The 13,343-nt window shown below is 62.4% G+C and carries 15 protein-coding genes; 6 read left to right on the top strand and 9 right to left on the bottom strand.

What is annotated here, in order from left to right; all coding sequences use genetic code 11:
• Positions 1-17: 17 nt before the first annotated feature.
• Positions 18-941, bottom strand: coding sequence for a sugar phosphate isomerase/epimerase family protein (locus HU749_RS16860; RefSeq protein WP_186651880.1), 924 nt, complete (start codon positions 939-941; stop codon positions 18-20).
• Positions 942-1,069: 128 nt separating this feature from the next.
• Between HU749_RS16860 and HU749_RS16855 the strand changes: the two genes are divergently transcribed.
• From HU749_RS16855 to HU749_RS16845, 3 genes are all read left to right on the top strand, one after another.
• Entirely contained in the window at positions 1,070-2,125 is a 1,056-nt protein-coding gene (locus HU749_RS16855) for a LacI family DNA-binding transcriptional regulator (protein WP_186651882.1), read from the top strand.
• 73 nt (positions 2,126-2,198) lie between these two features.
• Entirely contained in the window at positions 2,199-2,765 is a 567-nt protein-coding gene (locus HU749_RS16850; protein ID WP_186651885.1) for a chalcone isomerase family protein, read from the top strand.
• Positions 2,766-2,823: 58 nt separating this feature from the next.
• Entirely contained in the window at positions 2,824-3,129 is a 306-nt protein-coding gene (locus HU749_RS16845) for a DUF6482 family protein (protein WP_186651887.1), read from the top strand.
• A gap of 21 nt (positions 3,130-3,150) precedes the next feature.
• On the opposite strand, the gene HU749_RS16840 is transcribed toward HU749_RS16845, so the two are convergent.
• The 8 genes from HU749_RS16840 to HU749_RS16805 all read right to left on the bottom strand — a co-directional run bounded on the left by HU749_RS16840 (position 3,151) and on the right by HU749_RS16805 (position 10,230).
• Positions 3,151-3,639 carry a DUF2878 domain-containing protein gene (locus HU749_RS16840; RefSeq protein ID WP_024617110.1) on the bottom strand — a complete coding sequence of 163 codons (489 nt, stop codon included), beginning with the start codon at positions 3,637-3,639 and terminating at the stop codon, positions 3,151-3,153.
• Positions 3,639-4,907 carry an SAM-dependent methyltransferase gene (locus HU749_RS16835; protein ID WP_079304006.1) on the bottom strand — a complete coding sequence of 423 codons (1,269 nt, stop codon included), beginning with the start codon at positions 4,905-4,907 and terminating at the stop codon, positions 3,639-3,641. The genes HU749_RS16840 and HU749_RS16835 overlap by 1 nt, the downstream gene beginning before the upstream one ends.
• Positions 4,870-5,694: a DUF1365 domain-containing protein gene (locus HU749_RS16830; RefSeq protein WP_186651889.1), complete on the bottom strand. Its 825-nt coding sequence runs from the start codon at positions 5,692-5,694 to the stop codon at positions 4,870-4,872. Before HU749_RS16830 ends, HU749_RS16835 begins: the two co-directional genes overlap by 38 nt.
• On the bottom strand, positions 5,691-6,938 hold the full coding sequence (locus tag HU749_RS16825; protein WP_186651891.1) for an NAD(P)/FAD-dependent oxidoreductase: 1,248 nt from the start codon (positions 6,936-6,938) through the stop codon (positions 5,691-5,693). Before HU749_RS16825 ends, HU749_RS16830 begins: the two co-directional genes overlap by 4 nt.
• A gap of 3 nt (positions 6,939-6,941) precedes the next feature.
• Positions 6,942-7,697: an SDR family NAD(P)-dependent oxidoreductase gene (locus tag HU749_RS16820; RefSeq protein ID WP_014339203.1), complete on the bottom strand. Its 756-nt coding sequence runs from the start codon at positions 7,695-7,697 to the stop codon at positions 6,942-6,944.
• Positions 7,694-8,116, bottom strand: a complete 423-nt coding sequence (locus HU749_RS16815) for a nuclear transport factor 2 family protein (protein ID WP_014339204.1) — start codon at positions 8,114-8,116, stop codon at positions 7,694-7,696. The genes HU749_RS16820 and HU749_RS16815 overlap by 4 nt, the downstream gene beginning before the upstream one ends.
• Before the next feature lie 146 nt (positions 8,117-8,262).
• Positions 8,263-9,339, bottom strand: a complete 1,077-nt coding sequence (locus HU749_RS16810) for an alkene reductase (RefSeq protein WP_079304014.1) — start codon at positions 9,337-9,339, stop codon at positions 8,263-8,265.
• A 51-nt stretch (positions 9,340-9,390) separates the two neighbouring features.
• Positions 9,391-10,230, bottom strand: coding sequence for a pirin family protein (locus HU749_RS16805; protein ID WP_079304016.1), 840 nt, complete (start codon positions 10,228-10,230; stop codon positions 9,391-9,393).
• 122 nt (positions 10,231-10,352) lie between these two features.
• Between HU749_RS16805 and HU749_RS16800 the strand changes: the two genes are divergently transcribed.
• The 3 genes from HU749_RS16800 (at position 10,353) to HU749_RS16790 (ending at position 13,340) form a co-directional block, all read left to right on the top strand.
• On the top strand, positions 10,353-11,267 hold the full coding sequence (locus HU749_RS16800; protein WP_095962494.1) for a LysR family transcriptional regulator: 915 nt from the start codon (positions 10,353-10,355) through the stop codon (positions 11,265-11,267).
• Between the two features lie 337 nt (positions 11,268-11,604).
• Positions 11,605-12,930, top strand: coding sequence for a flavin-containing monooxygenase (locus HU749_RS16795; protein WP_079304022.1), 1,326 nt, complete (start codon positions 11,605-11,607; stop codon positions 12,928-12,930).
• Positions 12,930-13,340: a RidA family protein gene (locus HU749_RS16790; protein WP_003201555.1), complete on the top strand. Its 411-nt coding sequence runs from the start codon at positions 12,930-12,932 to the stop codon at positions 13,338-13,340. The genes HU749_RS16795 and HU749_RS16790 overlap by 1 nt, the downstream gene beginning before the upstream one ends.
• Positions 13,341-13,343 lie beyond the last annotated feature (3 nt).

Genomic DNA, 13,343 nt, shown 5'->3' with positions numbered 1-13,343 from the left:
ACGTTGTCCTTGTGTGATCAGAAACCGATGTGGGCCAGGTAGGCGCGGCTGGCGGCCACGTCGTCGAGGCTGCTCCCGGCGTTGCGCGGGTCGCGTTCCTGTTCGACGGTGATGCAGCCCACATAACCCAGTTCATGCACGAGGCTGTGCAGCGCCGGGTAATCGATGACGCCACGCCCGATGGGGCACATCACGCCGCGGGCGCAGGCGGCGAAGAAGCGGATGTGTTCGTTCAGCACCTGGTCGAACACCACTGGGTCGATGTCCTTGAAGTGCAGGTAATCCAGGCGATGGGCGTAGGTGCGCAGCGAGGCGACCGGGTCCATGCCTGCGTAGTAGAGGTGCCCGGTGTCCAGGCACAGTCCGGCTACTTCATCGGGAATGTCGTCCACCAGGCGCGCCAACTCGTCGGCGAACTCGATGTAGCCACCAGCGTGGGGATGGATGACGGCGCGGATGCCGTATTGATGCCAGGCGACGTCAGCGATGGCGCGGATGTGCGCCATCATCGTGTTCCAGCGTGCATCGTCCAGGCGCGGGGCGCGGTCCGAGTGACCGGCGGCGTAGTCGCGCGCCTCGTGGCCCCAGTCGATGATCACCAGATACGGCCCGGCGAAGCGTTGGCTGGGCTGTTTTTCCATGGGGGGCAACTGCCTGAGCAGCGTGCAGATATCGTGGGCCTGGCGCAGCAGTTCAGGCAGGTTGGCGGGGTTGACCAAGTCGTCGAAGATCGTCCCGGCAACCACGTGAAGACCGTGTTCGGACAAGGCCGAGCCTACGCCTTCGGCGTCCAGGGGCAGGTAACCATAGGGCCCCAGTTCAATGCCGCGATAACCAGCCTCGGCGGCTTCGCCAAGCACCCGGCGCCACGGTGGCAGGAACGGGTTCTTGACGTCGTCGACGCCCCAACAACAGGGCGCTGTGCAGATGTGGATCGCCATGGAAGTACTCCGGCTGTGTTTATTGTTATGGGCTGGACCTGATGCTATTGCGTTGCTGGGGAGGGGGCCATGGGCCGATGGCTTAATATGTCAAAACCCCTCATGATGCTCGGTAGAGGTGTCAAAATATGTCAGAAAAGCCCCGCCGAATGCTTCGCCCCACCATGTCCGATGTCGCCCGGGAAGCCGGAGTCAGCCTGTCGACCGTCGATCGGGTGCTGAACCTGCGCGCCGATGTGCGCGCCGACACCGCCCAACGCATTGCCGCGGCGGCCGCGCGGTTGGGGTTCCATGCCAAGGGCGTTATCGAACAGCGGGTGCTCAACGACCGCCCAACCTTGCGGCTTGGCTTCCTGTTGCAGAAAAGTGGTGTGCCTTTCTACCAGGGGCTTGCCCATGCGTTGTCGAACGCTGCCGCGACCTGCACGCGAGCACGGATTCGCGTGGTCATCGGTTACTTGGACGACCTCGACCCGGTCATCGTGGCGCAACGCATCCTGGCCCTGCGCGATCAAGTGGACGGCCTGGGCGTGGTGGCGGTGGATCATCCCCGGGTTCGGGAGGCAGTTGCTAAGTTGCGCGAGACGGGTGTTTCGGTAGTGGCGCTGCTGTCGGAGCTGTCCAGCGCCAGCGGCACGGGGTATGTCGGGTTGGACAATCGACTCACGGGCCGCACGGCAGGCTGGTTCATCAGCCGTCTGGCGAGGCAGCCCGGGGCGGCGGCTGTCATGCTCAGCAGCCAGCGTTTCCAGTGCCAGGAATTATGCGAGCTGAGCTTTCGCAGTTATCTGGCCGAGCACTCCAGCGAATGGGAGCTGCTCGCATCGCGCCTGACACTGGAGGACGATGAGTTCGCGTATGGCAACACATTGGACTTGCTCAGCGCAGAGCCTGACCTGGTGGGGCTTTATGTGGCCGGTGGTGGCATCGCCGGCGTGTTGCGGGCCTTGCGCAGCCTCCAGAAACAGCGGATTCGCTTGCCGGTGGTGGTGTGCCACGACCTGACGCCGTTGACACGCGAGGCGTTGAAGACGGGCCTGGTCCAGGCAGTGCTGTCGCATCCCGTCGTGACCATGGCCGAACAGGCAGTTGAAGCCCTGGTCGAAGCGGCGACTGCTACGCCGCCAGGCCCGGCACCGAGGCGGGTGGTGCCACTTCAGATTGATGTGTCGGAAAGCGTGTAGCTGCACAAAACCTGTACAAAACTAAAATTATGTACAAATATTAGGATTCCCTTGATAAGCGGGTAACGCCTTCATGGCCTGGTCGTTCGCGCTCAGGAAAAGCCTGGTCGCCATAGCGCTTTGCATGTTTACGCTTTACTGCCCCCAAGTCTTGTCGGACTGGCGCGGCGTATTGCCAGGCACGCGTCTGGTTGGACAAGCCGATTTCGACTGGTATGGGTTCGACGTCTATCAGGCCAGGCTCTGGAGTGCGGCCGCTGCACCAAGCCTGGAAACAGCGTTTGCCCTGGAACTCAATTACCGACGCGCCATCGACAAAGAGTCTTTGGTCGAAACGAGCCTGAAGGAAATGCAGCGCCTCAACGGTGCGCCCCTGGACGCCAAGCGCCGGGACGAATGGGCCGCTCAAATGCGCCGTGCCTTTATTGATGTTAAGCCTGGAAGTCGTATCACTGGCCTGTATCTGCCGGGGCAGGGCTGTCGTTTCTATGTGGGTGAAAAACTGTCTCTCGCGGTCACAGACTCGCTATTCGCCCGGGCATTTTTTGCCATCTGGCTCGATCCTCGAACTCGAGAGCCTGATCTTAGAAATCAATTGCTTGGAATCAAAACCTCAAGTGAAGGGAGAGATGTGCAGTGAGGCATTTTATGATGGCATTGCTGTTGATGCTGGGCCTGACCCATTGCGCAAACGTGCCATGAACTTGCAGGCGCTCACGGATCTGGCTGTCGAGGGGCGAGTCCGCGAACTGGAGTTGTTGTCACTGGAGGGTGGCATCTACGTATTGCGCGCCCGACTGGACGGTGGCCTGCGTACTTTGCTGGATGAGTCGGGAAAGACTTTGCATATACGTTCCACCACCCATTTGCGTGAGCTGCTGCGTTTCGTCCCACGGCTGCCCTGCACGCTGGTGCAACAGGTTGTCCATGATGAGATGTGCGGCCAGCGCGACGGGCCGATCGAGCCGCTGCGCATGCCGCTTTTCCTCGACGAGCCCTGGTAGCGACGGCGTTCTGGGGCCAGTTCAGTTCGGCTCGGCCAGACGCAGCGCCAGGGGTAGCCATAACGCCCATAGCGGTGCCAGGAACAGGGCGGTGCCAACGACCCCCAGTGGCAAGGCGACGCCCGCCAGTGGCGCCCCCACGCAATAGGCCAGCGGACCACCGACCAAGCCCAGCAACACACCACGCGATACCGGCCGCCTGGCCCAGGCCAGGCTATGACGCAGGCCTGTGGCAAACACCAGCCAGAGCAGCGCCAGCCAGAGCGGCAGCGGGGTTTGCTTGAATATGAACAAGCCCTGCGTACCCAGGCTCCAGTCCAGCAGCATGCCACTGAGCCCGACACGCATCACCGCAAACAGCTCTGCCCGGGGAGCAGGACACAGCCACAGGTGGGCCAGCAATCCGATGACCACCAGCAACAGCCACCACGGGTCCTGTGCCCCGAGCACACAGCCCCACCAACCCAGTTGCAACCAGAGGGCATTGACGATCAGGCCGGTGCGGCTCATCACGTATCCTGGTACTCCAGCAGGGCGGTTCGACGGGCGCCGGGCCCGGCGAAGAGCAGTTGGGCCACGCCGATGGCACGCTCGATGAATCCACCTTCGCAGTAACACAGGTAGAACTCCCACAGACGCTGGAAGGTTTCGTCGTAGCCCAACTGCGCCAAGGCCTGGTGCGATTGGCGAAAGTTGTCGTGCCAGTGCCGCAGTGTACGGGCGTAGTGCGCGCCGAAGTCCTCGAGATGCAGGAGGTTGAGCGGCGTCTGGGTGCTGGCAGTCTTCAGCAGGATCGACAGTGACGGTAACGCGCCACCGGGAAAAACATGGCGCTGGATAAAGTCCACCGAGCGTCGGGCCTGCTCATAACGCTGGTCGCGGATGGTGATCGATTGCAGCAGCATCAGCCCGTCGTCCTTGAGCAGCGCGGCGCAGCGCCGGAAGTACTCGGGCAGATAGCGATGCCCGACGGCTTCGATCATTTCAATGGACACCAGCTTGTCGTAGCGCCCTTGCAAGTCACGGTAGTCCTTGCGCAACACTTGCACCTGCTGTTGCAGGCCCAATTCTTCGACACGTCGACAGGTGTGGGTGTATTGCTCCAGGGACAGCGTGGTGGTGGTCACCTTGCAGCCATAATGGCTGGCTGCGTAGATGGCGAGGCTGCCCCAACCCGTGCCGATCTCCAGCAAATGGTCGCCGGGACGCAGGTCGAGTTTGCGGCAGATATGGGCGAGCTTGTTGAGCTGAGCCTCCTCCAGGCTTTGTTCGGGGCTTTCGAACAGGGCGGCTGAATACATCATGGTGGGGTCGAGCAGGCGCTCGAACAGAGCATTGCCCAAGTCGTAATGGGCAATGATATTGCGCCGCGAACCCCGTCGACTGTTGCGGTTGAGCCAGTGCAGCCAGCGCAACAACGGGCGGCCGATGCGAGCCAGGCCGCTGTCCATGGCATCGAGCACATCCAGGTTGGCGACGAACAGGCGCGTCACAGCCGTCAGGTCGCCGCTGCGCCAATAGCCGTGGACATAAGCCTCGCCAGCGCCGATGGAACCGTTGCACGCAACCATGCCCCAGACCGCGTCGTCGAGGATCTCGACCTCGGCCATCAAGGGGCTGGCCAGGTCACCGAAGCTCAATGGTTCGCCATTGAGTAGCAGCCGCAGGTGGCCGTGACGCAGGCGGCGTAACTGACCCAGCACGGCTTGCTTGAAAAAACCTCCGTTAAAGAGGTCGCAACTACCAGCCTTGGTAGCGCTCAGGGTCGGTTCGGGCATGATTGGGATCCTTGTGAGCGGTTTGACCCAGACTCAGGCCGTCTTCGCTGGCCTGATGGGCGTAGAGGGGCGTGCGTTTGAAAAGCAGGCGCAGGGCCTGCCAGTAAATGGCGCTTACGGTGCGCAAGCTCATCCAGGGGAAGGCCAGGACATGTCGGCGCAGCGAAGAGGCGTCGAGGGGGTGGCGCTTGAGTGCCAGGTCGGCCTCGAACACCTTGTGGCCGTCGCGCCAGTTCTCCATGCGTATGCGGATGTGCGTGTCCTGGACCAGGAATCCCATGTGATAGTCCATATCCCGAGGCAGGAACGGCGATACGTGAAACGCCTTGGCCACCCTGAAGGCACAGGACGCGCCGGGAGGCACCGGCAATACATAGTGATAGCGCTCGCGCCATGGGGTGTTGCGCACTTCGCAGAGGATCGCCGCCAGGCGCCCGTTGGCTTCATGGCAGAAATAGAAACTCACCGGGTTGAACGACAGGCCCCAACTGCGCGGCTGAGTCAGCAGGTGAATCGCCCCTTGGGGAGCGACACCCAGGGCTTCGTTGAGGATCTGGCGCACGGCATCGACCAGGGGAACCCCAAGGCGGGTGCGCGATGGCAGGTAGTCGCGCTCGCGCCAGCACAGGGGGGCCCAGGACCAGGGCCGTAGCAGGCGCGACAACCCCAGCATGTGTTCCTGTTCGGCGAGGTCCACGTAAAGCATGCCGATCCGATAGCGGAAGGCGTGGATTCGCGGCGTATGGCGCCGATGATCAATCCAGCCGCGACACACACTGCTGTTCAAAGCTGTTCTCCGAAATGCTTTGCCACGTCGAGCGCGCTGACCACGCCGTCCTCATGGAAGCCGTTGGCCCAGTAGGCGCCGCAGAAATAGCTGTGCTGATGCCCTTGCAGATCACCTTGGCGGGCCTGGGCGGCAATGGCGGCGAGGCTGTACTGAGGGTGCGCATAATCGAAGCGCGCAAGCACCTTGGCCGGGTCGACCGCGTCGCCTTGGTTGAGGCTTACGCAGAAGGTCACCGGGGCATCCAGGCCCTGGAGCAGGTTCATGTTGTAGGTCACCGCGGCAGGTGCTTGCGCAGGGCCGCCGAGCCGATAGTTCCAGCTCGCCCAGGCCTGGGGTCGCAGGGGAAGCAGGCGGGTGTCGGTGTGCAGCAGCACTTCATTGCTGGCGTAGCTCAGGGCGCCGAGTACTTCACGCTCCGCCAGGCTTGGCGCCTCGAGCAGGGCGAGGGCCTGGTCGCTGTGGCAGGCGAACACCACCTTATCGAAATGCTCGGTGCCAGCGCTGCTGGTCACGCTAACCCCGGCAACGTTGCGACTGACACGCTGCACTGGGCAATTGAGCCGGATATGTTCGCGAAAGGCTGCGCACAAAGGCTCGATGTAGCCACGTGAGCCGCCCGCGATCACGCGCCATTGAGGGCGCTGATTGACCGACATGAGGCCGTGGTTGTGGCAAAAACGCACAAAGAACTCGAGCGGGAACTCCAGCATCCCGGCGGGCGACATCGACCAGATTGCTGCGCCCATGGGGACGATGTAGTGATCGATGAAACGTTGGCTATACCCTTGGCTGTGCAGGTAGTCGCCGAGCCGGGCGGTTCGGTCGATGCGCTGCGCCTGCAGGTCGGCGGTGGCCTGCCGATTGAACCTGAGTATGTCCCACAGCATGCCCCAGAACCCGGGCGAAAACAGATTGCGGCGGCGGGCGAACAGGCTGCGCAGGGTGTGGCCCTTATACTCCTGGCCGGTGGCCGGATCATGCACCGAGAAGCTCATTTCAGTGGGGCGAGACGCGACGCCCAACTGGTCCAGCAGACGGATGAAATTCGGGTAGGTCCAGTCGTTGTACACAATGAAGCCTGTGTCTACGCCATAGCGCTGCCCCTGCCAATCGACATCCACGGTGTGGGTGTGGCCACCGATCCTGTCGTCGGCCTCGAACAGGGTAATCTGGTGCCTGCGGGCCAACAGGTAAGCACATGTCAGCCCGGAAATGCCGCTGCCGATGATCGCGATGCGCATGCTTCAAGACTCCTTGGAAGGGCGTGCCAGGCGTCGGCCAAGTGCCAGCCGCCAGCGGGCGGGCAAATGCCCGAGCAGGCGCAGGACCAGCGTGAAGGACCACGGAAACGCAATGTCCAGCGGGCGCGCCGGCAGGCGTCGCGCGATATGGCGGGCGGCTCGTTGCGCCGACCAGCGCATGGGCATGGGAAAGTCGTTGCGTCGGGTCAGTGGCGTGTCGACGAAGCCGGGACTGACCAGGGTGACATCGATACCCTCGGCGGCCAGGTCGATGCGCAAGGATTCGATCAGATAACGCAACGCGGCTTTGGACGCACCGTAGGCGCCGGCGCGAGGCAGGGCCAGCGAGGTGACCGCACTGCTCACCGCCACCAGATGTGGACGCTGGCCCCGGCGCAGCAAGGGCAAGGCGCCCTCCAGGCAATGGCAAGTACCCAGCAGGTTGGTGTTGATGAGCCGTTCGACCAGGCGGGTGTCGAAGTGGCCCGGTTCCAGGTATTCGCAGGTGCCGGCATTGAGGATCACCAGATCGAGCGCCCCCCAATGAAGGTCAATCTGCTGGCAGATCGTGGCGACCTGATGCGGGTCGGTCAGGTCGCCCGGTAGCACCAATATCTGGTCTTGATAGCGTGTGGCCAACGTCTCCAGGGGTTGGCTCCGGCGCGCGCTCACAGCCAGGAGATGCCCCTGTTCCAGAAGGACTGCCGCCAATGCCGCGCCAATGCCGCTGCTGGCGCCGGTCAGCCAGACACGGCTCATGCCAACCTCCGCTTGAGCCAGCGAATCACCGATCCAAACAGCGGCAGATGTTCGTAGAGCAGGGCGCCTGCGTCGAAAAAGTCTTGATGCAGGTAGATTCGATCATTCCAACGCAGATAGCTGCAGCCTTGCAGCGCGATGGGTGCTCCCTGCGCCAGGCGGGGGTGGCTGAAATGCAGGGTCCAGCGCAGATAGCCCTCTCCGGGACCGACTTCATCGAAGGCGTGGAAGTCATAGCGCAGGTTGCTGGCGTTGGCGTACAACTGGGCAAAGTAAGCGCGCAGGGCCGGCAAGCCTTCGATCCGGTGCAAAGGGTCTTGGAACTGTATGTCGGCGCTGTAGAGTTCATCGAGCTCAGCCAGGCGACTGGCGTCCAGCTCGGCGAAAGCGTGGGCGAAACGCTGGAGGTAGACGGACATGCATAGGCTCCGATTGTTGTACAGGAAATGATTCCTGTACAAGTTTTCAGAAGCCTACTGCACGCCTTGTACAAATTAAAGTTTTTTGTACAAGTAATTTCGCTATTTTGTACAAGTCCAAGCGAGGCACGCGCTGGACACTGGGGTCAAGCCCCGGCCAAGGTCGGATAGTCCGTATAACCGCGCTCGTCGCCCTGGTAGAACGTCGATGCGTCAGGGGTGTTCAGCGCCTGGCCTCGTTTGAAGCGCTCCACCAGGTCCGGGTTTGCCAAAAACGGCGTGCCGAATGCCACCAGGTCTGCTTCTCCACGGCTGATGGCAGTGGCGGCGCGTTCGGCGCTGTAGCCGCCATTGGCAATGTACGTCCCGCCGAAGCGACGCTTGAGTTCCAGGAAGTCGAACGGGCCTTCGCCCAATTCCACGATGTGCAGGTAAGCCAAGCCATAGCGGCTGAGCATTCTGGCCGTGTAGTCGAATGTTGCTTGCGGGTTGCTGTCGCTCATCGAGAAGTAGCTGAAGATCGGCGACAGGCGAACGCCGACGCGGCTGGCGCCGAAGACTTCGATCACCGACTCGACCACTTCCTTGAGCAAACGTGCACGGTTCTCGATCGAGCCGCCGTAGGCATCGGTACGTTGGTTGGTGCCGTCACGCAGGAACTGGTCGATCAAGTAGCCATTGGCGCCATGAATCTCCACGCCGTCGAAGCCGGCCAGCTTCGCGTTGGCTGCGGCCTGGCGGAAGTCGGCGACCACACCGGGGATTTCATCGAGCTCCAGGGCCCGTGGCAGCTCATAGGGCTTGAGGCCTTCGGGGGTGTAGATCTCGCCATCGGCCTTGATTGCCGAGGGAGCTACGGGTTGGGCGCCGTTGACCTGCACCAACGGATGGGAAAGACGGCCTACGTGCCAGAGCTGCAAGAATATCTGCCCGCCCTCGGCATGGACCGCGTCGGTCACCTGTTTCCAGCCGGCGATTTGCTCAGGGGTAAAGATCCCTGGCGTTCTCAGGTAACCCTTGCCCTGGGCCGACACCTGGGAGCCTTCGCTGACGATCAGGCCGGCGCTGGCGCGTTGGCTGTAGTACTCGGCCATCAGGGGCGTGGCGGCATCGCCAGCACCTGCGCGGCTGCGGGTCATGGGCGCCATGATCATGCGGTTTTTCAGGGACAGCTTGCCGACTTGAGTGCGGGACAACAGAAGATCGAGACCGATGTCAGTCATGATTCACCTCTAAGGGATCGGGTATGAATTAGGGATTGAGTAGAGGGTCGGCTAAGCCAACCGGCCCTCTTGTTGCAAAAGGGCGCCGATGCGCTGGATTTCTTTCTCGCCTTTTTCCAGGGCGGCCTCGCTGGTGTGCACCGAGTAATAGCCCATCACCAGGTCATGGGGATGCTTGACCGCCGAACCGAGCACGAAGGAGGTCGCGCCCCGGGCAACGATGTCGATGGTCTCGCCGGACGCTTCGAATACCACCATTTCTCCGGCATTGACGTTGCCGCCAGCATCGAGACTGCCGTCGTTGACTGCCAGCCAGGCGACGGTGTGCCCGGCCGGCGGCGTGTAGCGCCAGTGCTCGTTGTCCTGCAACTGCACGGCGAGATAATTTATGCCCGCCGGGGAGGCGACGCTGCTGCGGGCCGCGCCGTATTGGCCGAGCAACACCAGCGCCGGACCTTCCCGGGGGATCTCGGAGGGCGCCAGGTAGACGCTGCGGGCCGGGGCATTTTCTTCTGCCGTCGGCAGTGCAACCCAGAGCTGGAAGCCTTGGATCGGCGAACCCGCAACCGGTCGGGCGGTGTGCCATACGCCGTTACCAGCTTGCATCCACTCCATGCCGCCGCTGGGCAGCGTGCCTGACTGGCCCGTGGTGTCTTCGTAGATCACCTGGCCCTCGATCATGTAGGTCAGCGTGGCGATCCCGGAATGAGGGTGCATGCCGAAACCTCTTTGCATGGCATCGGCGTTGAAGGCGAAGTGATCGAGAAACACGAATGGCTTGCAGAGCTGGCCCAGGTCACCTGGGCTCATGAGCCGCGTGATCGGCCCATGGCTGCTGCCGCAGGTGCGGTGGGCGATGGCGCGCGGCGGTGCTGCGACGATGCTGTTCATGGGGTTACCTCCAAGTCTTGGGCGTTGAGCCTCGATGCGAGAAGGATAAGTGCCTGCCAATAGATTGATTAGTCGATACAATCGGATTGAACTCATCCATAAAACGAAGGAATGTCGGCGCCATGCTCGATCTCAACGATGTTGCGCTGTTCGTTCAGGTGGTCCGCAGCGGCAGCTTCGCCGAAGCCGCCAGGCGCTTGGGCATGCCTTCCAACACCGTCAGCCGACGGGTTCAGCAGTTGGAGGCGCAATTGGAGTCGAGACTTTTGCAGCGCTCGACCCGCAAACTCACGCTGACCCATGCGGGCCAGGGGTTTTATGAGCGCTGCGTGGATGCCGTGGACGGCCTGATGGACGCCGGACAGGAACTGATGATGGGCAGCGAGGAGCCCAGCGGCCTGGTGCGCATCGCGGCGATGGCGGACTTTTTCGATTTCTTCCCGATGGAATGGGTGGCCGACTTTTTAGCCGCGCATCCGCGAGTACAACTTGATTTCGTGCTCAGCGATGCCCGGGTCGATCTGATTGCCGACCGCATTGACGTGGCCTTTCGCGGCGGTCCCTTGCAGGACTCGGGGTACGTCGGTCGCCAACTGCTCAAGAACGACGGTGACGGCATGGTCGCCAGCCCCGCGTACATTGCCGCGCGCGGCGCACCGCTTTCGTTGCAGGACCTGGCTCACCACGACGGCGTGAGTTTCGCTCATCCCGGCGGCATGGCCCATTGGCGATTCGTTGGCCCGGACGGCATCGAGGAACAGGTGCAGATCGCCAGCCGCTTCCACGCCAACACCGCCCAGGCGTTGCGCAGGGCGACCGTCGCCGGCCTGGGCATCGCCGTGTTGCCGGGGGCGCTGAGCAGCCTCGACCTGGAAGCCGGAAGGCTGGTGCGTGTGCTGCCGCAATACCAGCGCATCGGCTTCGGCTTGAATGTGCTCTATCCGAGCCGGCGGCAGTTGCCGCTGGCGGTTTCGGCGTTCATTGGGTTGGTGATGGAGAAGCTTGAACTCAAGGCGTTTCCGGCGCGGATGCAGTGAACTAGTTAACGCGATCGATCGTTCTCACGCAGAACCATTGTGGGAGCGAGCTTGCTCGCGAAAGCGGTGGGTCAGCTTGCATCAATATTGACTGTGCCGCCGTCATCGCGAGCAAGCTCGCTCCCACAATGGTTCTGCGTAGGAACGATCCCCCCCAGAAGCCCATTTTTTTCCTTCCCAGCAACGATAAAAACCCTCGTTTCGCAAATCTCCCCCCGCCAACACAATCGCCTCGACACCTGATCTCGATAGCTGCAAACGCAGAACAACAAAAAATCAGAACCCGAGGCGGCGCTATGCCGGCCTGAACCAAACCTACTGCCGGAAGTGCACAGACATGCCCGTTGAAACCCTACGCATCGATACGCTTGTTATAGGCGCCGGCCAGGCCGGCATCGCCATGAGTGAGCACTTGAGCCGGCAAGGCGTGCCGCATCTGGTGGTGGAGCGAAGCCGCGTTGCCGAAGCCTGGCGCACATCACGCTGGGATTCGCTGGTGGCCAACGGGCCGGCCTGGCATGACCGCTTTCCGGGGCTGGAATTCGACGGGCTCGGTCCAGATGACTTCGCGACAAAGGACCAGGTGGCCGACTATTTCGAAGCCTATGCCAACAAGTTCAACGCGCCGATCCGCACCGGCGTGGACGTCCGGAAGGTCGAGCGCAATGTCGGCCGTCCGGGTTTCACCGTTGAAACCTCTGAAGGCTTGATCGAGGCGATTCATGTGGTTGTCGCCACCGGGCCCTTCCAGCGGCCGGTGATTCCACCGATTGCACCCGATATGGCGACGGTTACCCAGTTGCACTCGGCCCAGTACCGCAACCCCGGGCAATTGCCCGAGGGGGCGGTGTTGGTGGTGGGGGCCGGGTCGTCGGGGGTGCAGATCGCCGATGAGCTGCAGCGCGCCGGCAAGCAGGTCTATCTCTCGGTGGGTGCCCACGATCGTCCGCCGCGGGCCTATCGCAACCGCGATTTCTGCTGGTGGCTGGGCGTGCTGGGCGAGTGGGATGCGGAAGCGGTCCAGCCCGGCAAGGAGCACGTCACCATTGCGGTGAGCGGCGCCCGTGGTGGTCATACCGTGGATTTTCGCCGGCTGGCCCACGAGGGCATCACCCTGGTGGGGCTGACGAAATCGTTCAACGGGCGCGTGGTGAGCTTTGAGCCGAATCTCGCCGAAAACATCGCCCGTGGCGACGAGAATTATCTGGCGCTGCTGGATGCCGCTGACGCCTACATTGCCCGCAATGGCCTGGACCTGCCGCTAGAGCCTCAAGCCCGCGACCAACTGCCCGACCCGCAATGCCTGACCCAGCCGATCCTGGAACTGGACCTGGTCGCCGCCGGTGTGACCAGCGTCATCTGGGCCACTGGCTACTCGGTGGATTACAGCTGGCTGAAGGTCGACGCCCTTGGTGCCAACGGCAAGCCTCGGCATCAGCGCGGCGTTTCCAGTGAACCGGGCCTGTATTTCGTCGGCTTGCCCTGGTTGTCGCGACGAGGTTCGGCGTTCATCTGGGGCGTCTGGCATGACGCCCGGCATATTGCCGATCACATCGTGAAGCAACGCATTTACCTCGCCTACCAAGATGCTGCCCAGCGCCAGGCCCCTGCGCGCGACAGCGATTCGTATCGTTCGAAAACCAGCCTCACGGGAGTCCGTTGATGCCTACTCACACACGTATTCGCATGTTCAACACCAAGGACACCTACCCGAACCAGACGCTGGACAACGACCTGTGCCAGGCCGTGCGCGCCGGCAACACCGTCTATGTGCGCGGCCAGGTCGGTACTGATTTCAACGGTCAATTGGTGGGCCTGGGCGATCCTCGCGCCCAGGCCGAGCAGGCCATGCGCAACGTCAAGCAATTGCTGGAAGAGGCCGGCAGCGACCTGAGCCATATCGTCAAGACCACCACTTACCTGATCGACCCGCGTTACCGCGAGCCGGTGTACCAAGAGGTCGGCAAGTGGCTCAAGGGGGTGTTTCCGATCTCCACCGGGTTGGTGGTCAGTGCCCTGGGCCAGCCGCAGTGGCTGATGGAAATCGACGTGATCGCGGTGATCCCTGAATAAGGA

Source organism: Pseudomonas ogarae, from assembly GCF_014268695.2.
In the GTDB taxonomy this organism is placed as follows: Bacteria; Pseudomonadota; Gammaproteobacteria; order Pseudomonadales; family Pseudomonadaceae; genus Aquipseudomonas; species Aquipseudomonas kilonensis.
Note: the sequence above shows the minus strand (reverse complement) of the source record. Positions and strands in the feature narration are given on the sequence as shown.

Coding starts and splice junctions, on each gene's coding strand:
- HU749_RS16860 (WP_186651880.1), bottom strand. CDS start 941: ATGGCGATCCACATCTGCACAGCGCCCTGTTGTTGGGGCGTCGACGAC.
- HU749_RS16855 (WP_186651882.1), top strand. CDS start 1,070: ATGTCAGAAAAGCCCCGCCGAATGCTTCGCCCCACCATGTCCGATGTC.
- HU749_RS16850 (WP_186651885.1), top strand. CDS start 2,199: ATGGCCTGGTCGTTCGCGCTCAGGAAAAGCCTGGTCGCCATAGCGCTT.
- HU749_RS16845 (WP_186651887.1), top strand. CDS start 2,824: ATGAACTTGCAGGCGCTCACGGATCTGGCTGTCGAGGGGCGAGTCCGC.
- HU749_RS16840 (WP_024617110.1), bottom strand. CDS start 3,639: ATGAGCCGCACCGGCCTGATCGTCAATGCCCTCTGGTTGCAACTGGGT.
- HU749_RS16835 (WP_079304006.1), bottom strand. CDS start 4,907: ATGCCCGAACCGACCCTGAGCGCTACCAAGGCTGGTAGTTGCGACCTC.
- HU749_RS16825 (WP_186651891.1), bottom strand. CDS start 6,938: ATGCGCATCGCGATCATCGGCAGCGGCATTTCCGGGCTGACATGTGCT.
- HU749_RS16820 (WP_014339203.1), bottom strand. CDS start 7,697: ATGAGCCGTGTCTGGCTGACCGGCGCCAGCAGCGGCATTGGCGCGGCA.
- HU749_RS16815 (WP_014339204.1), bottom strand. CDS start 8,116: ATGTCCGTCTACCTCCAGCGTTTCGCCCACGCTTTCGCCGAGCTGGAC.
- HU749_RS16810 (WP_079304014.1), bottom strand. CDS start 9,339: ATGACTGACATCGGTCTCGATCTTCTGTTGTCCCGCACTCAAGTCGGC.
- HU749_RS16805 (WP_079304016.1), bottom strand. CDS start 10,230: ATGAACAGCATCGTCGCAGCACCGCCGCGCGCCATCGCCCACCGCACC.
- HU749_RS16800 (WP_095962494.1), top strand. CDS start 10,353: ATGCTCGATCTCAACGATGTTGCGCTGTTCGTTCAGGTGGTCCGCAGC.
- HU749_RS16795 (WP_079304022.1), top strand. CDS start 11,605: ATGCCCGTTGAAACCCTACGCATCGATACGCTTGTTATAGGCGCCGGC.
- HU749_RS16790 (WP_003201555.1), top strand. CDS start 12,930: ATGCCTACTCACACACGTATTCGCATGTTCAACACCAAGGACACCTAC.